Below are 22,619 nucleotides of genomic sequence, written 5' to 3'. Positions count from 1 at the left end.
AATTTCGGAATGAAGGGGATGTTCAGATGAAAGTGGTTGTATTAGGCGCGGGCTTAATGGGGAAAGAGGCAGTTCGGGATCTTGTGAAAAGCGATGAAGTGACGAAAGTGTATTTGGCCGACTTGAATCTGAGGTCGGCGGAAGATTTCGCGGAGCAGCTCATGTCCGACAAACTGGACCTTTTGCAGCTCGATGCGACAAATGATCTTCAATTGCAGGAAGTGATGGCGCTTGGGGATGTCGTCATCAATGCGCTGTTCTACACGTTCAATGAGAAGGTCGCGCGGATCGCAGTGGAAATAGGGGTCCATTCCATCGATCTCGGCGGACATATCGGCGGTGCGACGGATGCTGTGCTGGGATTGGCGGAAAAAGCTGCGGCGAAAGGGGTTACGATCATTCCGGATTTAGGGGTGGCACCAGGAATGATCAATATCTTGACGGGCTACGGCGCGGGCAAGCTCGACAAAGTGGAAAGCATCAAGCTTTATGTAGGGGGAATTCCAGTAAAGCCGGAGCCTCCGCTTAATTACAACGTCGTGTTTTCACTCGAGGGCGTTTTCGATCATTATACAGATCCGTCCCACGTCATCCGCAATGGCCAACTCCTAGAAGTCCCTTCATTATCAGAAGTGGAAACAATCCATTTCGATGAATTCGGTGAAATGGAGGCGTTCCATACGTCCGGCGGCACGTCAACGCTCACGAAAACGTTCCCGGAAGTACAGACGCTGGAGTATAAGACAATCCGCTATAAAGGTCATGCCGAAAAGTTCCAATTGCTTGTCGACCTTGGTTTATTGTCACGCGACAACGAAGTGAAGGTCGGGGATAAGCAAGTGAAAGTCCGGGACGTCATGCGTGAACAGCTTTCTCCGCAATTGCGATTGGGCGATAAATCCGATGCCGTCCTGCTGCGAGTCATTGTGAGTGGCGAAGCGCACGGGATGCCGGCGACGTATGAGTATAACATGGTGACGAAAAAGGATTTGACGGTAAATGAAACAGCGATGGCCCGTGCGACTGCGAATACGATTTCAATCGTTGCTCAAATGATCGGGAACGGGACGATTACGAAACGCGGCGTCCATCCGCCAGAAACTATTATTCCGGGCGCTGAATACATTGAAGAGATGAAAAAACGCGGTGTCGTCATTGAGGAAACGGTAAGAACGCAAGAGGCGCATGTGTAAACGATGAGCGGGGAAGGGGTTGTGGGAATTGGATTTTGGGTTTACGGAAGAACAGCAAATGTTGCGCAAGACGGCGCGTCAATTCGTAGATGAAGAAATCATGCCGCATATCCAGCGATGGGATGCGGAGGGCGGATTCGATCCGGCCATTTGGAAGAAGCTCGCGGACTTAGGATTCATGGGTGTGTGTGTTCCTGAACAATATGGCGGGAGCGGGATGGACTATAATTCTCTCGCTATTTTATGTGAAGAGTTGGAGCGCGGGGATACAGCGTTCCGGACAGCGGTTTCCGTCCATATAGGCTTGAATTCCATGACGCTCATGCAATGGGGAACGGAAGAACAGAAGCGCGAATTTCTGATTCCGCAAGCGAAGGGTGAGAAAATCGGTGCGTTCGGATTGACGGAACCAGGTGCTGGTTCGGATGTTGCGGCGATGGCAACGACTGCGGTGCGCGATGGGGATGGATATGTCATCAATGGACAAAAGACATGGATTTCTTTGTGTGATGTCGCGGACCATTTCCTTGTCTTCGCTTACACGGATAAGTCGAAGAAGCATCATGGCATCAGCGCATTCATCGTCGAGCGTACGACGCCGGGCTTTTCATCGAAGGCCATTAAAGGGAAATACGGCATCCGGGCAGGCAATACGGGAGAATTGTTCTTCGAAGATATGCGCATCCCGGCTGCGAACTTGTTAGGCAAAGAAGGCGAAGGGTTCAAAATTGCGATGTCCGCACTCGACAACGGACGCTTCACGGTGGCGGCGGGCGCAGTCGGTTTGATCATGGGCTGCCTCGAGGAAAGTGTGAAGTACTGCCACGAACGCGAAACCTTCGGCAAACCGATCGGCAAGCACCAGCTCGTCCAGCAAATGCTTGCCAATATGGAAGCGGGCTACCAAATGAGCCGCCTCCTCGTCTACCGTGCAGGTGAATTGAAGAATAAAGGATTGCGCAACACACGTGAAACGTCCCTGGCGAAATGGCAAGCGTGCGATTTCGCGAATAAAGCAGCAGACGACGCCTTCCAAATCCACGGCGCCTACGGTTATTCGGATGAATACCCAGTCGCCCGCTTCCTACGCAACTCGAAAGCGCCGGTCATTTATGAGGGGACGCGCGAAATCCATACAATAATGCAGGCGGAGTATGTATTGGGTTATCGGGAAGATAAAAAGTTGAGCCATATGTTGCCGGAATGGCCGTTTGACTAATTAGGTAGGGGAAAACGCCAAGAGCCTCAGCGCTATTGGCGTTTCTTTACGGATTGCCCGCCGTTTATGAGCATTAGTCGCATTTTATGAGCATGTTTCGTGATTTATGAGCGTGTTTCGTGATTTATGATCACTTCTTGTGTTTTATGAGCGCGTTTCGTGATTTATGATCACTTTTGCGGTTTAAAGTTCCATACGTTGACAATAATCGGAGGATGAAATGTATAAATTTACAGCTGCATTGGCGAAGATCATTTTTTTCTTCATTGCCAAAATCGAATTGAAGAATACACAAAAGCTGCCTGCTAGTGGGGGATATGTAATTACGTGTGCACATCGAGGGTGGTTGGAAATTATTGCGCTTGGCATTTCATTGCCTCGCCCAATCCACTTTATGGCGAAGAAGGAGCTTTTTAAAAGGAAGATGTTTGCCTCATTCTTAACGAGCATTAAAGCTTTTCCTGTTGATCGTGAAAATCCGTCACCGAGCAGCATTAAAACACCTGTAAAACTTCTGAAATCTGGAGAGGTCGTTGGGATATTTCCTAGCGGAACGAGAAAGACTGAGAACGCACCGGTAAAACGAGGAGCCATCACGATTGCCGCTCTGGCGAAAGTGCCGATTGTGCCGGTTACATATGAAGGTCCGTCAAATCTAAAAGATGCATGGAAAAACAGAAGGGCAACGATTACAATTGGCGATCCATTCATGATTGAAAATGCTAGTAAGGAAGAAATCAGCACTTATACAGAGAGATTGGAACGTGAACTCAATTGATTGACCGGAAGTAATGAAGTGGGAGTGTGTTTATGCTACAGTCATGTAACTTTTTCCATCTGCAAGAAGTCTACGTGTACAAGGATGGTGAATGATGTGAAACAGAAAATTACCGCTTCTCTTGTCGGAATGAGCCTTATGCTGTCTATGGCCGGGTGTGGAACGTCGAATGAAGGTAATCTTCAAATTGCGGAAGGTGTCGAATTTGGTGAAGGAGATTATGGAAAGATTGTTTCTTCAAACAATGAGTTAGGATTTAAATTACTTAAGGAAATCGAAACGGATGATAACGGAAATCTCTTCATTTCCCCGACGAGCCTATTGATGGCGCTAGCGATGGTCTATAACGGTGCAGACGGTGTAACGAAGGAAGGAATCGCAGACGCCATGCAAGTGGAAGGGATAGATCCGATGGATGTGAATAAAGCGAATGCATCCCTCATGACAATCTTGAATAAGAATTCCAAGGAAATCCAACTGCAAGTCGCCAATTCCATTTGGCTTAACGAAGAATATCATTTCCAAGAAGAGTTTTCTCAGCGGACGAAGGATTATTTTAATGCAGCAATAGAGGAAATCGATATCGCAAGCACAGAATCGCCGAAGAAAATCAATGATTGGGTGAAAAAGGCGACGAATGACAAAATCGATAAAATGGTCGATGGTCCATTAGACGAAAATCTCGTTGCCATGTTGCTGAATGCTATTTATTTCAAAGGCGATTGGAAATACCCATTCGATAAGAAGGATACAGATAATCGGAATTTCCAACTGGGGGATGAGGAAGAAAAAGAGATTCCTTTCATGAAGCTCGAAGAAAAACTGATGTATTTGGTCGACAACGAAATTCAGGCGGTCAAACTCCCATATGGTAAAGGAGAGATGAGCATGACCATCGTCCTTCCGAATGAGCAGAAAAACTTCGATGAAATCAAAACTACGCTGTCGGCTGATAAATGGGATGAACTCAGCTCCAATTTCAGAAGCATGAGAGGAACGCTTCTACTTCCTAAGTTCAAAATGGCATACGAAACGGAGCTGAATGGCGCACTTGAAGCCCTCGGAATGGCAGATGCATTCACCGACAGGGCTGATTTCAGTAAGATGGTTGAAGGCGATGTCTCCCTAGCTATTAGCAAAGTAAAGCAAAAAACATATATCGATGTGAATGAAGAAGGAACAGAAGCGGCCGCGGTCACTGGCATACAGATGGAAGTCGCTTCTGGACCGCCGGACGCTCCTTTCGTTATGGATGTGAACCGTCCATTTTTCCTTGCGATTACGGACGAGGAAACAGGAATCATCTTGTTCATGGGTTTTATCGCAAATCCTGAAATATAGAAAGATTCAATTGTGAAAACGAAGTATCCGTGCTAAACTATTCTTACTATTAATCGGACGGGGGTGAGGAATGATGTTGGACACTGTGCATGCACGTGAAAGTCTATTGGAATACTTAGCCACTTCATGTGCGATTACTCATGAAATTGCGCCTAACGGGATACGTATGCCCTTTTTTAGACAATTTCAGTAATCACACAGCTGTTTAGCACATCATTCCTTGCAATATTTTTAGGGAAGGCTGCGTCTAAGCGCAGTCTTTTTTTGTGCTTTCCTAAGCTGTTAAATCAGAGAGGAAGCGGAAAATTATGATTTGTACAATCCGACAAGTTAGCAAAATGTTAGGTGGCAACACCATATTTGAAAATTTATCATTGGACATCAAGACAGGCGACAAGCTAAGCGTCGTGGGACGTAACGGAAGCGGGAAAACAACGTTATTCAAACTCATTGCGGCTATTGAACAACCAGATGCTGGACGCATCCATTATAAGAAGGGATCCAAAATCGGGTATTTATCGCAAATCCCTTCATTTGAACATTCGATGACCGGATATGACGTGCTCCATAGCGCATTCGAAGAACTACGAGCCATTCAACAGCAGTTGTCCGAAATGGAATTGGAATTATCGAACCCGGACACAGTTGACATGGAGCGTCTGCTTCTTCGATACGGTCAATTACAGGATGAGTTTGTCCGGCGTGACGGCTACGCAATGGATTCGGAAATCGAAAAGATTATCAACGGTCTTCAATTGCAGTCGTTTGTCGAACAGGACTTCACCGAGATGAGCGGCGGGGAACAGACTAAAATCATGTTAGGGAAAATACTGCTTTCCCAACCGGACTTGCTGCTTCTCGATGAACCGACGAATCATCTGGATTTATTCGCAGTGGAATGGCTGGAGGCCTATTTGACGGACTATACGGGTACGGTTGTCATCATTTCTCATGACCGCTACTTCCTCGATAACGTCGTGACAAAGATTGCCGACCTTGAAGATGGGGAGCTGCATCTGTATTACGGCAATTACAGTGCATTTGTACAGGAAAAAGAAGAGCGCCTCCTGCGGGAATTTCAAGACTATGAGGAGCAGCAGAAGAAGATCAAGAAAATGAGAGAAGCGATCAAGCGGCTTCGGATTTGGGCGAATGAAGCGAATCCGCCGAATGCAGGATTGCATCGGCAAGCGAGGAATATGGAGCGTGCGCTGGAACGGATGGAGAAGCTTCGGAAGCCGTTGATCGATCCGCGGAAAATGGCATTGTCATTTGAAGCGGCGACGAGAAGCGGCAAGGAAGTCGTCATCATGAAGGACGTTGCGAAAACTTTCGGTTCCAATGAATTATTGCGCGGCGCCGACTTACAAGTATATTGGAAGGACCGTGCCGCGATTGTCGGAAGGAATGGAAGCGGGAAATCGACGGTCTTGAAGATGCTTCTAGGTGAACTTGCTCCTGACGAGGGAGTATGCAAACTGGGGAGCAGTGTGAAAGTGGGCTTCCTCTCGCAACATTTTGCCATCGAGAATCCGAAAGCCCGACTGCTCGATGTCTTTCGGAAAGAGGTCGGCGTAGAGGAAGGCGAAGCACGGCATATACTCGCGAAATTTATGTTTTACGGACCGGACGTGTTCAAAAGGATCGGAGACTTGAGTGGCGGCGAACGTACGAGACTGCGGCTTGCACAGCTGATGCATCAGGACGTGAACTTCCTCGTTTTGGACGAACCGACGAATCATTTGGACATCGAGTCGCGTGAAGTACTCGAAGACGCATTAGAGGATTTTCCAGGAACACTACTCGCCGTTTCGCATGACCGTTATTTCTTGAATAAATTATTTTCCCGTACGGCATGGCTTGATGACGGAACGATGATGATGTTCGAAGGTCCTTTCGATTGGGCGAGGCAGAAATGGCATGAGCGGCAACAATTGAAAGTCATTGAACTGCCCAAGAAAAAGACTGTCGACAAATTGAAGAAACCGAAACAGGGATCAAGCGTGGAAGAAGAAATCACTGCGCTGGAACTCCAAATTGAGCGATTGAAATTAGGGAATGTAACTGCAGAGAAAATTAATTCACTGCAGAACAAACTGGATGCCTATTATGAACAATGGTTACTTGAAAATGGATCATAAATAAAGTCTTACCAATACAAAAGGTGAAAGGTTCAAAACCCTTTCACCTTTTCATTTTAAAAAACAACTTAGATAAATGAATATTATTAAGTTGGTAATTAATATTGTTAATATGGTAATTAAAATTATTGATATTTCGCTTGCCATTTCAAAATGAATGGGATATGATGGATTTACGAAAGGGGAATTCAGATAATTATGGCATATCCCGTTATTAGTCATTGCCCAGTCTGCGATGAAACGCTGAAAGTCACGAAGCTGCATTGCAACCGATGCCATACGACCATCGAAAATGAGTTTGAGCTGTCAAAGTTGGCGGCATTGTCGGGGGAACAGCTCCATTTCGTTGAAGTGTTTTTGGCGTGCAGGGGGAATATTAAAGAAGTAGAAAAGGAACTTGGAATTTCGTATCCGACTGTCCGCGGCAAACTTAACGAAGTCGTCAGTTCACTCGGATATGAGATAAAGAAGAAGAGCGAGGTGGACGAGAAAAAAGTAGTCGCCATGTTGGAGAGCGGAGAAATCACTCCGGAAGAAGCAATAAAACTGTTAAAAGATGAATAGGGGGAATTCATTGTGAAAACGGAAATTGAGAAAGTGTTGACGATGGTGCAAGAGGGGAAAGTCGATGCAGAGAAGGCATCTGAGCTTATTGAAGTGTTGAAAAACAGGGATTCCGGGACTGGGCCGTCATCCAAGCGGACTGCATATTCGGATAAGACATTGAAAATCCGGGTCGTATCGGCCGATAACGACAATGTTTCTGTCAATCTGCCAATCAAGCTAATCAAAGTTCTGCTGAAGGCAGGCCATAACATTGCGGGAAACATTCCACAGTCTGAGAAATACGTGAAAGACATTGATATTGATGTACTCATTGAAGCGATTGAGAATGAACTGGACGGACAAATTGTTGACGTCAAGTCGGCAGACGGGGATACAGTTTCCGTGTTCATCGAATAAATGATGAGAGTCAAGGTGAAAACGGATAAGGTCCGGTTATTCATCCCAATCCCGTATGCGTTCCTGACACTCGGCATAATGATCATGTCTTCTAAACGCCTTCAAAAACTCATTAACAAATGGATAAGGGAGCAATCTGAAGACAAGGAAAATGTGTTTGAAATTCCCCAGATAGATAAGAGGGAATTAAGGGGCATTGTTGCTGAATTGAAAAAACATCGGGGACTGGGATTAGTGAACGTCAAGGCGAAAGACGGCACAGAAGTTATCGTGAAACTATGATAACTTCTTTTTTTGTTGCAATTCGTTGTACATAGGAGTATTATAATGACCGGATGACCGGAATTGATTTATGGTCAATAAAGCGGGGTGGAGAAATGGATCGCAGGCAAGAAATCCTTGAGGCAGCCGCCAAGTCGTTTTCGCTGTTCGGCTTTAAAGCGACGACGATGGACCAAGTCGCCAAAATAGCGAATGTAGGTAAAGGGACGATTTATACATTTTTCGCGAACAAAGAAGAACTGTTTAACGCAATTGTCCTGCAAATGGTCGAAGAGATGCGGGTGGCATCAGATGCGGCAACAGTCGAAGGTGCTTCCTTCGAGCAGAATGCCCATGCCCGGCTCATGCAAATGCTGAAATTCCGGGAGACGCACCAATTGTATGCCAAATTGGTCGATGAAGGAAAAGAACTGCGCACACCGGCAGTCATTGAAGTACTCGCCGATATTGAAAATGAAATCGTCTCTTATATACGAGCGAAAATTGAACTTGCTGTCGATAAAGGCGAATTGAAGCCTTGCGACAGTGAGCTTGTTGCATACCTTCTGTTCAAATCATATATGGCGCTTGTCGTCGATTGGGGCAAAACCCATGAGAATGAAGAGCTGTCCGAAGAGCGGATCGCAGGATTATTGCGCAGCACCATTTTTACAAGTCTCTTAGCTTGAGACTCTTTTTTTATTCACGATTGACCGAATGAGGGTTTTGGTCAATTAGTACAAACGGAGGAATTACGAATGAAAAAATCAATGATATTCGCGGAATGGAAACAGCTTCTCCGTACAAGGAAAGTGCTTGTACCGATGATCGCCATCCTTTTCATTCCGGTTTTATATGCAGGCATGTTCTTATGGGCGTTTTGGGATCCGTATGCCAATATGAACGCATTGCCGGTGGCGATCGTGAATTTGGACAAAGGCGCAGAGTTGGAAGGGAACCAGCTTGCACTAGGCGATGAATTGGTCGACAAGCTGATGGAAGGAAATAATTTTAACATCCAAGAGGTTTCCAAGGCGGACGCGGAGAAAGGCCTGAAAAACCAGGACTACTATATCGCGATTGAAATACCGGAGAACTTCTCGCAGCACGCAACGACATTGCTGGATGAGCACCCTGAGAAGTTGACGATTGTGTACAAGCCGAATGAGGGCTTCAACTTCTTGTCTGCCCAGATCGGGGAGACGGCGATGGAGCGGATCCGGGCGGAAGTGAATGATAAAGTTGCATCAACATATGCGGAGCAGCTGTTTGATTCCATCAAGAAAAGCGGCAACGGATTTGGCGAAGCTGCGGACGGCGCAGGTGAATTGCATGACGGTGCAAGCGAGCTTGCGAAAGGTGCGGATGATCTGAAAGGGTATTTGGAAACGTTGGCGTCGAGCACCATTACATTGATGGATGGCTCGGACCGTCTGGCGAAAGGGACTGCTGATGCCGCGAAAGGCGCTGCGGATTTGAATAAAGGGATCGGCGCGCTCTCTGCGGGTGTTGTGGATCTTCAAAAGGGAGCGGCTCAGGCAACTGAAGGTGCAACCGATTTACAAGGCGGTATTGCCGACTATATTGCTGGTGTTCAGCAATTAAAGGATAGCTATGCGCAAATTGCGCTAAAGGAAGCAGAGTTCGGACAGGTTGTCGGGACAATCAATGATAAAACAGCTGCGTTGAATGGATCTGCGCAGAAACTTGCGGAAGCCTCGAAAAACGTGAATGCTGGCATCAATGATTTGTCGGAAAAACTAGCGCCAGTATTAGCATCATTGCCGGAGGACCAACAGGCAGGTTTGAAGTCGGCACTGGGTCAGCTGCAACAAGGAAGTGCTGAACTGGCAGGCGGCATGTCCGAGCTCACATCAGGAACCGCTGCGCTCAGCGATGGAGCTGCCCAGTTGAACGGCGCGGCCGGTCAATTGCGCGAAGGCCATAAGCAGGCGTTCGCGGGATTGGATAAATTGAACGAATCGTCTTCTGCATTGTCGGAGGGGGTTTCCGCTCTTGCGCAAGGGAACGGGGCATTGGCATCCGGTATTGACCAACTATCGGAAGGTGTCGCGAAAGCGCAAATAGGTTCAACCGATTTGGCGTCCGGCTTGAGTGAGCTGAATGCCGGAACGGGTACATTGAAAGAAGGAACCAGCACGTTGGCTTCTAAATCGAAGGAGCTTGCGGATGGCTCTGCGAAGTTGTCGGACGGCATGAAAGAGTTGGACGAAGGTACGCTGACGTTGCAAGAGAAGCTTGCGGAGGCGAATGCGGCTGCAAGCGAAGTGAATCCGAATGAGAAGACGTATGAAATGGCCGCATCTCCGGTGGATGTTGAGAAAGAGGGCATCAATGAAGTGCCGAACTACGGTACTGGATTTGCACCTTACTTCCTTTCACTTGGATTATTCGTGGGGGCATTACTGTTATCAATCGTCTTCCCGCTCGTCGAACCAGCGATCAAACCGACAGGCGCATTCGGATGGATGGCGAGCAAAGTTTCCGTTTTGGCGATTGTCGGACTCCTACAAGCATTAGTTGCGGTCGGAATCATAAAAGGTGCGCTTGGAATGGAAACGGTCAATTTACCGTTGTTCATTTTGGCAGCAATCATTACGAGCTACACATTCATCGCGATTGTGCAGATGCTAGTGTCGCTGTTTGGCGATCCGGGGAGGTTCATGGCAATTCTCATCTTGATTTTGCAATTGACGACGAGTGCAGGGACGTTCCCGTTGGAATTAATTCCTGAACCTCTTCAAGTGTTCAATACGTTGCTGCCGATGACGTATTCCGTCCAAGCTTTCAAGGCGGCGATCTCCACTGGGGACATGGCGCATCTATGGGCTAGCAACGGTGTGCTAATCGGCTTCATGGTCGCGTGCCTCGCGATTACGTTCGGCTATTTTGCATTGATCTTCAAAAAACGGTATTCAAGAGAAGCTGTAGAGGCATAAGAAAAAGCGATTTGCGGATTGTGGTCTGCAAATCGCTTTTTTATAGTTAGTGGTACTATGCTCGTGTCCAGAGTGGGGGTTACCGCGCCCAAAGAGCAGCGTTCCGCGCCCAAAGAGCAGCATGCCGCGCCCAAAGAGCAGCGTTCCGCGCCCAAAGAGCGGCATGCCGCGCCCAAAGAGCAGCGTTCCGCGCCCAAAGAATAGCATGCCGCGCCCAAAGAGCAGCGTTCCACGCCCAAAGAGCAACACCCTAAAAGATTAAGAACCTACATAATCTCCACCATCAACGTGAATCGTCTGCCCAGTCATATAGCTTGAATCGTTTGACGCGAGGAAAACATAGGCCGGTGCATTTTCAGCCGGCTGTCCGCGGCGTTTCAAAGGTGTGTCCGCTCCGTGCTGCTCGACTTTTTGCGCGTCGAATGTTGCAGGAATCAATGGCGTCCAGATCGGGCCAGGTGCCACGGCATTGACGCGGATTCCTTTCGTAGCCAAATTCAAGGCGAGGGAGCGTGTGAATGACGTGATGGCGCCTTTCGTTGCTGAATAATCGATCAATCCCGGCGAGCCGTTATAAGCTGTTACGGAAGAGGTGTTAATGATGCAATCGCCTTCCTTCATATGGGCCAGCGCCGCTTTTGATAAATAAAACAGTCCGAAGAAATTGGTGTCGAACGTTTCGCGTAGCTGATCGCCAGAAATTTGGGAGATATCGTCCTGCGGAAACTGCTTTCCAGCATTGTTGACGAGAATATTCAAGCTGCCGAATTCCTTGATGACATCGTTGACCAGCTGCTCGCAATTTTCCTCTTCACTAATATCGACACGAATTTTCTTTGCTTTGCCGCCATATTGTTCAATGAGCTCGACGGTTTTATTCGCATCGACGTCCTCGGTCTCGTCCAAATAGGCGATCGCCACATTCGCTCCTTCCTTCGCGAATGCGACTGCGACGGCCCGACCAATTCCGCTGTCTCCTCCGGTGATCAAAGCGTTTTTCCCTTTCAACTTGCCCGAGCCTTTATAATTTTCATCGTCATAGATAGGAAGCGGGTCCATCTCCGCTTCAATTCCAGGCTGCTGATTTTGTGTTTGAGGTGTCACTTGCTCATCTTTTTGTTCGTATTTGTCTTCAGGCATTCATTTATTCCTCCTTAGAAAAATCATCTATTTGAGATATTCCCTGTGTGGGGACTGATAAACGTGGCGGGGGAGAAATCGGAGGATACCGGATCCACGGCCGCGTCCCAAGGTGGTCGCATGAAGACTTGAAACGTGCGTTTGTAACTTGTATAGAAGTATTGGGAGAATAAATAAAATGCGGGGAGAGGCTAATCTCCCGGCATTCGAGAACTCTTCGTATGAGAACGAGAACTTTCCGAGGTAGGATGAGAACTCTTGTCGCATAAACGAGAACTTTTCATGTGAGAACGAGAACTCCATGGTAAGTTGGAGTGAAACAACGGTATTTATTCAAAATGAAAAACATCCGAAGCCGCCGTATTGGCGCTCCGGATGCTGCATGTTTACTTAAAAGAAATAAAGCCCGATACTCACGACAATACCACTCAACAACAAGACGAACACACAATAGCCCATAATGTCCTTCGCGCGCAATCCTGCAATCGCAAGTGCAGGCAATGCCCAGAACGGCTGGATCATATTCGTCCATGCATCGCCCCATGCGATGGCCATCGCAGTCTTCGAGTAGCTGACGCCAAGCGTTTGAGCCGCATCAAGCATGACCGGCGCTTGTACAGCCCATTGTCCTCCGCCTGACGGTACGAAGAAGTTAACGAGTCCCGCCGCATAAAATGTGAAGAGCGGGAAGGTCGCTTCGGTTGAAATGCTGACAAACCATTGCGACATGACTTTCGCTAGTTCTGAATCTACCATCATGCCCATGATCCCTGCGTAGAACGGGAACTGGATGATAATTCCACCTGACGTTTTGACTGCATTTGCAACTGCTGCAAGAAAACGTTTTGGCGTGCCGTGGAAAATGATGCCGAGAATAAAGAAAATCAGATTGACGATATTCAGGTTCAAGTCGAAACCTTTAGTGACAAAGTGCTGTACAAGATAGACGACACCTAATGCACCGATCAGCATGGAAAGGATCACACTATTTTCAAGCCGCGCAGCAGGCGTTTTTTCCTCTGCTTCTTCCACTTCGATTTCCTCTTCCAACAATTTTGGATCGACGCTGACCGTATCCTCCGGTTTTGGCATCATGAAACGGTTTAACAACGGTAAAGTTATGAATAGAACTGCGATAATGAATAGATTATACGTTGAAAAAATCGTTTCGGACGTTGGAACGACACCCATCATGTTGGCGTACGGATGATCCTCCGTCGCGATGGACAATGGAATCGATCCGCCAAGCCCTCCATGCCAGATGATGAAACCGGAGTAAGCGCTTGCAATCAATAGCCGGTAATCGACAGTCGTCACTTTTTTGGCGATTTCCTTAGCGAACAACGCCCCGATGACGAGACCGAATCCCCAGTTGATCCAACAAGCGATGAGCGATACGACGGTCACGAGTAGAATCGCTGTACCAGGCGACTTCGCCAATCCTGCCAATGAACTCAATATCTTCTTGAAAAAAGGACTGCTTGCCAATACATGTCCCGCAACTAATACGATGACCATCTGCATTGTAAATGCGAGAAGCCCCCAGAAACCATTCCCCCAGTGGACAGTCATCTCGAGCGGACCCGAATCCGTCAGTCCAACACCGAGCAAAAAGACAAGCAGTGTCAGAATGGCAACGAATATGTATGGATCAGGCAAGTATCTTTCCATGATCCTATTCGACCATCTTGTAAGTGTTTTCATTCCCCTATACCCCCTATGTTATTTTACCCACTCTATAAGACTACCATATTCGAATGGAACCACAAAAATGTTTTTTCCGAAAGGTGAAACGTAAATCTCTCCGACAAGTCTACTAAGTAAAGAAGCAGACAAAGAAAGGTGATGAAATTGAGGAAACCGATAATATGGTTGATCATTTCGATGATTTTATTCATGGTCGTTGCAGGCATTTCGATCTTCACGAAGAAGGCGGACGTTTCCGCCTATGGTTCTATCGATTCGATCAGCTCTGAGGAAGATTTGAAAGCATATTTCAAAAGAGCAAAAGATATGCAGTCCGTCGCGGTAAGGTTTGATGGAGTTGAAGAGTCTTCGGAAAAAGCCTCCATGGACAGTGCGGAGTCATCGAATGCGGTAGGCGGAGGTGATCATTCTTCGACGAATAATCAAGTTGAAGGCGTTGATGAATCGGATATGGTGAAAACGGATGGCGAATATATCTATTCCATTTTTGCAGGCACGTCTGTGAAAGTCGTTGATATCCGAAACCCTCAAAAGATGAAAGTCGCGGCTGAAATTAAACCGGGTGACGACTATTATCCGTCACAGCTATTTTTACATGACGACTTACTCATTGTTCTCGGAGAAAAAATGCAGCGCTATCCGGATACGGATAAATCAAATGCAATGGATAAAATGATGCCGATGAACAGCTTGACGACTGTCCGTCTGTACAACATCGAAATGCCGGAAAAGCCAGTGTTCATCCGTGAAATTGGAGTGGAAGGCTATATGAAAAGCGCCCGGAAGACGGGGGGCATGCTTTATCTCGTGACAAATGTATTTCCGAACTTCTGGGCAATGGAAGAAATCGAAGGAGACGCATTGCGTCCGCGCATTTTGGATTCGAATGAAAAAGAAGAGAAATTCATGGAATTCAAGGATATCTCCATTTTACCTGGAGCGGTGGATCCTTCCTATTCCGTTATCGCTTCAATTGACTTGACGACGCCGAAAACGGCAGAGCTGAAAACGAAAGGGTTCCTCGGCAGCAGCGACCAGATGTACATGACGAAAGACCATCTTTACTTAACGGCATTGAAATATGAAAAGAGCACGAATTCCCGTGGTGCTGAAATCATGATCTGGAATCCGGGTAAAGCGGATACCGAGATATTCAAATTCAAACTGGACGGGACAAATGTTGATTTTTATCAATCTGCCGAGTTGAGCGGGACGATTTTGAACCAATTCTCGATGGATGAATACAAAGGGAATTTCCGTGTTGTCATGACGGAAGGGAATATGTGGGACGACAAAAACCCGTCCAAAAACCATCTGTATATTTTGAATGAAAAGATGGAAATGACCGGATCGGTGAAAGGCCTTGCTAAAGGGGAGCGCATCTACTCCGCGCGATTCATGGGGGATAAGGCGTATATGGTGACGTTCAGGGAGACTGACCCGCTTTTCGTCATCGATGTTGCGGATCCAGCGAAGCCGAAAGTGTTGGGCGAGTTGAAAATACCGGGGTTCTCAAATTACTTGCACCCATTGGATGAAAATCATTTGATCGGTTTCGGCTATGACACAGTTGCGCAGAAAAATCCTTCGGGAGGTGAGCCGTTGATCCTCACCAAAGGGATGAAGATCTCACTGTTCGACGTAACCGATTTTCATAATCCGAAAGAGAAATATACGGAAATCATTGGAGGGCGGGGCACGTACTCACCTCTGCAATACGACCATAAAGCGCTGTTCCAGCATAAGAAGAGAAATCTGTTCGGCTTCCCGGTCAGCATGTATGAAGAAGGGGCTAAGGATTTCGAAGTGGACTATAAAGGTTCCGGAGCTCTCATTTATGAAATTACACCGGATAGTGGAATCGTACTGAAGGGCGATTTGGTGCAAAAGAAAGCGTCCGGAGAACAATACGAAGAATGGGAGAAGCAGATCCAACGGTTACTGTACAGCGGCGACAGCGTGTTCACGCTATCGATGGACGAAGTCAAAAGCTATAAGCTCGACTCGTTTAAGGAAATCAGCACGATGAAGATGAACTGATGGGAAAGGGGAGGGAGCGCATGCGCTCCCTCTTTTTTTAGTTGAGATGATCATGCAAGGGCCCATTTTTTGCGGTTCAAGGTCCATTCTTTTGATCAAGGGCCCATTCATTACGGTTCAAGGTCCATTCTTTTGATCAAGGGCCCATTCATTACGGTTCAGGGTCCATTCTTTTGATCAAGGGCCCATTCATTGCGTTTCAGGGTCCATTCTTTTGATCAAGGGCCCATTCATTGCGTTTCAGGGTCCATTCTTTTGATCAAGGGCTCATTCATTGTGGTTCAGGGTCCATTCTTTTGATCAAGGGTCCATTCATTCCGTTTCAAGGTCCATTCTTCCGCGCAAGAATTCATTCATTCCATCAATCAAAAAAACGGAACCGCACCCTAGCGGCTCCGTTCCTTATGAAATCTCAGCCCCTTTTACAGGACCTCCGATATAGTACCCCTGAACAGCATCAACGCCCATTTCCTTCAATGCTTCGAACTGTTCCTCAGTTTCGACGCCTTCTGCAATAACATATAGGCCCATCGATTTGCTGAAAAGGATCATCCCTTCGACGAGCTGCCGTGTTTTAGGCATTGTCAGCAGGGAATTGATGAACACTTTATCGATTTTAACTTTGGAAATCGGTAACTGCTGCATATACCGGAAAGAGGCATATCCCGTTCCGAAATCATCTAGGATGAAGCGTATACCGGTCTCTTCAAACGCTTTCATTTGTTGGATGATCGCATGTTCCTGTTCAGCTTGGAAGGCGAACTTCTCCGTAATCTCCAGCTCGATCTTATCAGCAGGGCACTTCGTCTTTTCGAGAATGCCTGTCAGCTTTTCTTTCATTTGTGAGGAATCGCCGAACTCCCGCACAGATGAATTGACAGAAATGCGGATATCCGGCCGATCGGCCATGAGCTTCACCGCGAGTGATGCAGCTTCCTCAAGAACATAGGCCCCAATGGCATGAATCAACCCGTTCTCCTCCGCAATCGGTATGAGCTCATCCGGTTGGATATGCCCGATTTCCGCATCCTCCCAACGGACAAGCGCTTCGTACACGAGAACTTTGCCCGTCGCAATATCCAATTGCGGCTGGTAGACGACCTGCAAGTTGTTGTGGTCAAGCGCTGTCAGCATCTTCTTGTCGATGAGGGAGCGGCGGTTCAACTCTTTGTGGGACTCGGCTGATAAGGAGGAAATGCGCCCTCCGCCTTGTTCGGTAATGGTCTTTGTTGCTGCCAATGCTGCCTTGTACAGATGTGAATAGGAGGATTGATCTTCCGGGAAGCGCACGATTCCGCCACTTACCGATAAAGGCAATGAGTGGTTTTCAACATAGATCGGCTGTTCCTTCAAGAACTCCAGGAATCCTTGGACGAACCAATCCCCGAAGGATGTTAAAACGACAAATTGGCTTACTCCGACCCTTGCGATCGGATCACCTTGGAAAAACCGTTTCAACCGGTTCGTGAATTCTTGGATTAAAACCGATTCCGAATCATACGACTGAAGATCTTTCAGTGTATAATAGTGATCGATTGCTATGTAGACGAACGAAAAGTGCCGGTCCTCAGCAATATATTCATTGACCATCGTCTCCAATTTATGCCGGCTCATCAATCCTGTTTCAAAATCGATAAAGGCGATTTGTTGGAGTTTCTCCTTCAGCTCTACTTCTACTGTAATGTCGAGCTCTAGAAACGTGCAGGACGTGAGTGTATCCTCGTCGTCAAGTACGGGTACTGCCATCATTTGTACGTAATAGGGCTCGCCGTGCCGCGTAAGTTTTTCAACTTTGCCGAACCAGGATTTCCCGTTCGTCACCCGGTTCCATATCGCATGGGCCTGCGCTTGGCTATGTTCATCCTCGGAAAACATTTGCCAAAAGGATTTTCCGAGAATTCGTTTTGGTGTCCAATTGCTTGAAGCTAGGAAGTTATGATTCGTATAAGTAATCAAGCCTTCACCATCCGTACGGGTCACCATTAAGAACTCTACAAGACTGTCCATGACTAGCGGCAGCTCGGTTCTATTTGCTTGGTTTGCCGATTTCATCTTTTTGTCCCCTTTCGGATGTCGTATGTATTTTATTATATAGGAAGTTCAGTGAATTTACATTACATCTTTTATGGCGGATTGAACAGATCTATGAAGTTACTAAACAACTGTAAAAGGTGGTGGAATGATATGGAAAGAGCGAAAGGGATATTCATGATCATCATCGGGGCTATGCTCTGGGGTGCGACGGGGCCAATGATGGAATGGATTCTGAACTCGGGTAAAATGTCCGTCTCCTTCATGCTAATCGTCCGGCTTTTAATTGCCGGCGTGGCGCTTCTTCTCCTATTAAAAATGAAAGGCATACATATTACACGCCCGCTCCGTCATAAGGTGTGGCTGCGTCAAATGGCCATTTTCGGCGTTATCGGAATGCTCGGCGTCCAATTTTCATTCGCAGGCTCCATCAACACGAGCAACGCGGTCGTTGCGACGCTGTTTCAATTCCTAGCGCCGATCTATATCATCCTTTTCGTTTCAATCAGGCAAAAGGTGCGCCCGCCAGCATCCCAAGTGATCGGAATGGTTGTTACAATGGTCGGCCTCTTCCTGCTTTTGACAAATGGGACTCTTTCCGACTTTGCATTGACGAAGGAGGCGCTATTCTTCGGGCTCGCTGTTGGATTCACATTCGCATTCTACACACTGTATCCAGTTCGGCTCATGAATGAATGGGGCGTCCTCCTCTCCGTTGGATGGGGCATGCTCATCGGAGGACTGACGCTCCTTCTCATGAATATATTGAGGTTCGGTAAAGAGATTGGTGCGCTCGCCGACGTGAACCTGTCACTGATGCTGTTACTCATCATCATCGTCGGAACGGCCGCATTCCTTCTATTCCTCAGCAGCATGAAATATATATCGCCGGTGGAAACGAGCATCCTTTCCAGTTTCGAACCATTGACGGCAATAATCATTTCCGTCATCTGGTTTGGCAGTGTGTTAGGCCTTTGGCAAATGGTCGGAGGCGCAATCATGCTCCTCGGCGTCACAGGGATTTCAGTGGCGGGAAGCAAGGCAAAAGAAGACTAATTGATTACACCGGAATCCTGCATAGGCTTCCGGTTTTTAGGGTAATAAAATAAAGTCCTGTAGCCCGATATAACAAGGCTCTCAATGTCTGAACTTCCGGATTAATCAATATACGTCCTATACAGAATTCGCTCCCTATGTCATAATGGTGACAATAAAAATAATTCGTAATGCGAAAGAGTTTTTTGGGGGTCCGGTAAGATGAAAACAGTTTTCTCCTTTGCAAAGCCGTATAAATGGCCGATATTCATTGCCTTATTCCTCATGCTGACCGAACTTTCGGTCGAGCTGATCCAGCCATTATTAATAAAGAAAATTATCGATGACGGCATATTGGCGGAAGATGTCAGCGTCATTTGGACATGGGGAAGCTTCATGATGGGTCTGGCGTTCGTTGCATTCTTATCCGGTGCAATCAATTCCTTCTTCGCCGCCCACGCCGCGCAAAGCTTTGCGTTCGACTTGCGGCAAGCGCTATTCCGCCAAGTGCAGTCATTTTCCATGGCGACCTTCTTACGGTTCCCGACAGCGGGTTTGATCACGCGCATGACGAGCGATGTAACGATGGTGCAAAACGTCCTGTTCATGTCGCTGCGGATCATGATGCGTGCGCCTTTGCTCGTAATCGGAAGCTTGGTCATGGCATTTTTCGTCAATGTGAAACTGGCACTCTACCTCGTCATCGGTGCGCCGGTCCTGCTCATCTTCCTCTTCGTAATGGCGAGGAAAGGAGTCGGCTATTTTTCAACGGTGCAACACAGGCTCGACCGAGTGAACCGCGTCATCCAGGAAAACCTGCAGGCGGTCCGTCTTATCAAAGCGTATTTGCGCGGAATGTACGAAGCGAGCCGATTTTCGAAAGTAGCGGGGGCCCTCCGGAAAGACACCGTCAAAGCGATGCGGATGATGGAGCTCATTTTGCCAGTCCTCTTGTTCATCATGAACGTCAGCTTGATGGCTGTCCTATGGTTCGGTGCCATCGAAATCGGTGATGGGAACGCGCAAGTCGGGGAGCTTGTCGCAATTGTCAACTATGCAATGCGGATGACCGGCGCATTTTCAATGTTTGCATTCATCATCAGCGCATTATCTCGTGCAAAGGCATCCTCTGAGCGTATGGAGGAAGTGCTGCTTGCTGATGAGGATCTTGAAGAAAATACTATGGAAAGCTCGAGTATCGGCAGTCTGGAAGGGGATCTCCGTTTCGATAACGTTTCTTTCCATTATCAAGGAAAGCCTACACCGATTTTGGATAGTGTGTCCTTCCATGTGGCACCTGGGGAGAAGCTCGCCATCATGGGGGCAACCGGGTCGGGGAAATCGACGCTTCTCAATCTCATTCCCCGCATGTTCGAAGCGACCGAAGGAAAAATCTACGTTGGCGGCATCGAAGTGAAGGAGTGGGCGTTGAAGGACTTACGCGATACGATCGGTCTCGTTCCACAGCAATCGATCCTGTTCACGGGATCGATCCTGGAAAACCTCTCATGGGGGGACAGCGATGCGGAGCCTGATGAACTGATCGAGGCGGCGATGAAAGCGCAGATCCACGAATCTATCGATTTATTCCCTCAGAAGTACGGCACGCGGGTCGGACAGAAAGGGGTAAACCTATCGGGCGGGCAGAAGCAACGGCTATCGATTGCCCGGGCACTTGTCCGGAAGCCTTCCATCCTCATCCTCGACGACAGCACGAGCGCATTGGACGTTAAAACCGAAAATGCCTTATGGGAAGCGTTGAAAGGGGAAGCGGCGACGATGCTTGTTGTCACGCAAAAAGTGCAGACGGCTAAAGGTGCGGATCAAATCCTGTTATTAGATGAAGGAAAGGTCGTCGGATATGGTACCCATGCCGATCTCATGGAGCAGTCGGCATTATACCGGAAAATAGCCGAATCCCAATCGGAAGAGGAGGTGGGCGCCGATGTTGCGAACAATTCGTAAACCGTTCGGATATGAACCGATCATAAAGAAAGAGGACATAAAAGGTCCTGGACGAAAGAAAGTGGAGCGTGCGAGTGACTGGAAATCGGTGCTCCACCGGATCTGGAAGCTCGTCGATGAACAGCGGGGGCTGCTCATCCTCGTGCTTGCCCTCGTGCTCGTCAGCTCTGCCCTTGCGCTAATCGGCCCTTTCCTGATCGGGAAAATCATCGATGCGCATATCATCCCGATGGAATTCGATGGCTTGGGCGGAAAAATCGGTATACTGATCGCGATTTACGCTGGATTATCCCTTGCCCTATATTTCCAAAGCTTCTGGATGGTCGGCATTGCACAGCAGACGATTTTCAGACTGCGGACGAGTCTGTTTTCTCACCTTCAAAAGCTGCCCGTCACGTTTTTCGACAAGCGGCAGCATGGCGAATTAATGAGCCGCGTGACGAATGACATCGAAAACGTTAGCCAGACGCTGAATTCATCATTCATCCAAGTGTTCTCAAGCATTTTGACTTTGTCAGGGACGCTCGCCGTGATGCTGTACCTCAGCCCGATTTTGACGTTGCTGACAATGATCATTGTTCCTGTCATGTTCATCGCGATTCGGTGGATCACCCGCCGGACGGGATTGCTGTTCAAAGAGCAGCAGCAAGCGGTCGGACAATTGAACGGGATGATTGAAGAAACGATTTCAGGACAGCGGATCATCAAGGCATTTTCGCAGGAAGAGCGGGTCATGGAGGAATTCGCGGAAAAGAGCGATCGGCTGCGCCGGACGGGCTTCTGGGCACTGACATACTCCGGGTTCATCCCAAAAGTGATGAATATGCTCAACAACGCAGCCTTCGCCATCGTGGCGGGCGTCGGGGGATTGCTTGCACTGAAGGGGGACGGAATCGTCACAATTGGTACGATCGTCATCTTTTCCGAGTACGCCCGCCAATTCACGAGGCCGCTCAATGATCTTTCCAACCAATTCAATACCGTCCTCTCGGCAATTGCGGGAGCGGAACGCGTCTTCAAAATTATGGATGAGCCGATTGAACAAGACGACGCAACGGAGCATGCGGACACAATTCTCGCAGGGGACGTCGAATTCAGGAATGTGTCATTCGGCTATACTGTCGACACGGACGGCTATACGGTCGACAACATCTCCTTCCACGTCAAACCTGGCGAGACGGCGGCTTTCGTCGGAGCGACCGGGGCAGGGAAGACGACAATCATGCAGCTTCTGGCCCGGTTCTATGAAGCGAATGAAGGGCAGATCCTCATTGACGGGATTCCCATCAAAGAACTGCCGCGCGAAACATTGCGGAGCCAGACGGCATTCGTTTTGCAGGATCCATTTTTGTTCGAAGCGACCGTCATGGAAAATATCCGGTACGGCAAGCTTGACGCCACCGACGAAGAAGTGATCGCGGCTGCAAAAGAGGCGAATGCGCATAGCTTCATCTCAAGGCTTGAAAACGGGTATGATACCATCCTGACAGCGGATGGCGGCGAAATTTCACAAGGACAGAAGCAATTGCTCTCCATCGCAAGGGCGCTCGTCGCAGACCCCGTCTTGCTATTACTCGACGAGGCGACAAGCAGCATCGACACCGTCACCGAACTCGCAATTCAGGAAGCGCTCGACAGGCTCATGGAAGGAAGAACGAGCTTCGTCATCGCCCACAGGCTGAACACGGTCCGGAAAGCCGACACTGTCTACGTCATGGATCAAGGCAAGCTCATCGAATCCGGCAGCCAAGAAGAATTGATCGAAAAACAAGGGGTTTATTATACGATGTTGAAGGACTCGAAGATTTGAACACAAAAACAGGCGGGGAACATTTTCCTCGCCTG

18 protein-coding genes are annotated in these 22,619 nt (G+C 48.0%); 15 read left to right on the top strand and 3 right to left on the bottom strand.

All coding sequences use genetic code 11. The features are described from left to right. Positions 1-26: 26 nt before the first annotated feature. From OC538_RS09070 to OC538_RS09025, 11 genes are all read left to right on the top strand, one after another. The gene (locus tag OC538_RS09070; protein ID WP_251693376.1) at positions 27-1,193 is read left to right on the top strand and encodes a saccharopine dehydrogenase family protein; all 1,167 of its coding nucleotides are present in this window, start codon (positions 27-29) and stop codon (positions 1,191-1,193) included. 28 nt (positions 1,194-1,221) lie between these two features. Next, positions 1,222-2,412, top strand: a complete 1,191-nt coding sequence (locus OC538_RS09065) for an acyl-CoA dehydrogenase family protein (protein ID WP_251693378.1) — start codon at positions 1,222-1,224, stop codon at positions 2,410-2,412. A gap of 220 nt (positions 2,413-2,632) precedes the next feature. Next, complete coding sequence (locus OC538_RS09060) at positions 2,633-3,190, top strand: lysophospholipid acyltransferase family protein (protein ID WP_251693379.1); 558 nt, start codon at positions 2,633-2,635, stop codon at positions 3,188-3,190. 96 nt (positions 3,191-3,286) lie between these two features. Continuing rightward, complete coding sequence (locus tag OC538_RS09055) at positions 3,287-4,531, top strand: serpin family protein (RefSeq protein WP_251693382.1); 1,245 nt, start codon at positions 3,287-3,289, stop codon at positions 4,529-4,531. A 70-nt stretch (positions 4,532-4,601) separates the two neighbouring features. Further along, the gene (locus tag OC538_RS17925) at positions 4,602-4,724 is read left to right on the top strand and encodes an RAxF-45 family protein (protein ID WP_316044289.1); all 123 of its coding nucleotides are present in this window, start codon (positions 4,602-4,604) and stop codon (positions 4,722-4,724) included. Positions 4,725-4,839: 115 nt separating this feature from the next. Further along, positions 4,840-6,672, top strand: coding sequence for a ribosomal protection-like ABC-F family protein (gene abc-f, locus OC538_RS09050; RefSeq protein WP_262174568.1), 1,833 nt, complete (start codon positions 4,840-4,842; stop codon positions 6,670-6,672). A gap of 198 nt (positions 6,673-6,870) precedes the next feature. Further along, the gene (locus OC538_RS09045) at positions 6,871-7,236 is read left to right on the top strand and encodes a DUF2089 domain-containing protein (RefSeq protein ID WP_251693386.1); all 366 of its coding nucleotides are present in this window, start codon (positions 6,871-6,873) and stop codon (positions 7,234-7,236) included. Positions 7,237-7,248: 12 nt separating this feature from the next. Then, entirely contained in the window at positions 7,249-7,635 is a 387-nt protein-coding gene (locus OC538_RS09040) for an SHOCT-like domain-containing protein (RefSeq protein ID WP_251693388.1), read from the top strand. Positions 7,636-7,650: 15 nt separating this feature from the next. Next, positions 7,651-7,917 carry a hypothetical protein gene (locus OC538_RS09035; protein WP_316044287.1) on the top strand — a complete coding sequence of 89 codons (267 nt, stop codon included), beginning with the start codon at positions 7,651-7,653 and terminating at the stop codon, positions 7,915-7,917. Positions 7,918-8,012: 95 nt separating this feature from the next. Beyond that, positions 8,013-8,585, top strand: coding sequence for a TetR/AcrR family transcriptional regulator (locus OC538_RS09030; RefSeq protein ID WP_251695212.1), 573 nt, complete (start codon positions 8,013-8,015; stop codon positions 8,583-8,585). Between the two features lie 69 nt (positions 8,586-8,654). After that, complete coding sequence (locus tag OC538_RS09025; protein ID WP_251693393.1) at positions 8,655-10,856, top strand: YhgE/Pip domain-containing protein; 2,202 nt, start codon at positions 8,655-8,657, stop codon at positions 10,854-10,856. Between the two features lie 258 nt (positions 10,857-11,114). Here the strand turns inward: OC538_RS09025 and OC538_RS09020 are convergent, their stop codons facing one another. Further along, positions 11,115-11,996: an SDR family oxidoreductase gene (locus tag OC538_RS09020; RefSeq protein WP_251693395.1), complete on the bottom strand. Its 882-nt coding sequence runs from the start codon at positions 11,994-11,996 to the stop codon at positions 11,115-11,117. A 390-nt stretch (positions 11,997-12,386) separates the two neighbouring features. Then, positions 12,387-13,700, bottom strand: a complete 1,314-nt coding sequence (locus OC538_RS09015) for a short-chain fatty acid transporter (protein WP_251693397.1) — start codon at positions 13,698-13,700, stop codon at positions 12,387-12,389. A gap of 147 nt (positions 13,701-13,847) precedes the next feature. Here OC538_RS09015 and OC538_RS09010 point away from each other — a divergent pair, with 147 nt between their 5' ends. Further along, a complete protein-coding gene (locus tag OC538_RS09010) occupies positions 13,848-15,743 on the top strand; it encodes a beta-propeller domain-containing protein (protein ID WP_262174558.1) in 1,896 nt (631 codons plus the stop codon). Positions 15,744-16,145: 402 nt separating this feature from the next. On the opposite strand, the gene OC538_RS09005 is transcribed toward OC538_RS09010, so the two are convergent. Further along, positions 16,146-17,795, bottom strand: a complete 1,650-nt coding sequence (locus tag OC538_RS09005; RefSeq protein ID WP_251693402.1) for an EAL domain-containing protein — start codon at positions 17,793-17,795, stop codon at positions 16,146-16,148. A gap of 132 nt (positions 17,796-17,927) precedes the next feature. Between OC538_RS09005 and OC538_RS09000 the strand changes: the two genes are divergently transcribed. The 3 genes from OC538_RS09000 (at position 17,928) to OC538_RS08990 (ending at position 22,584) form a co-directional block, all read left to right on the top strand. Next, complete coding sequence (locus OC538_RS09000; RefSeq protein ID WP_262174553.1) at positions 17,928-18,830, top strand: DMT family transporter; 903 nt, start codon at positions 17,928-17,930, stop codon at positions 18,828-18,830. A gap of 201 nt (positions 18,831-19,031) precedes the next feature. Beyond that, positions 19,032-20,774 carry an ABC transporter ATP-binding protein gene (locus OC538_RS08995; protein ID WP_262174550.1) on the top strand — a complete coding sequence of 581 codons (1,743 nt, stop codon included), beginning with the start codon at positions 19,032-19,034 and terminating at the stop codon, positions 20,772-20,774. Further along, the gene (locus OC538_RS08990; protein ID WP_262174547.1) at positions 20,755-22,584 is read left to right on the top strand and encodes an ABC transporter ATP-binding protein; all 1,830 of its coding nucleotides are present in this window, start codon (positions 20,755-20,757) and stop codon (positions 22,582-22,584) included. Before OC538_RS08995 ends, OC538_RS08990 begins: the two co-directional genes overlap by 20 nt. The last annotated feature ends 35 nt before the right edge of the window (positions 22,585-22,619 follow it).

The organism is Saccharococcus sp. Marseille-Q5394 (genome assembly GCF_946901335.1).
GTDB lineage: Bacteria > Bacillota > Bacilli > Bacillales_A > Planococcaceae > Sporosarcina > Sporosarcina luteola_C.
Note: the sequence above shows the minus strand (reverse complement) of the source record. Positions and strands in the feature narration are given on the sequence as shown.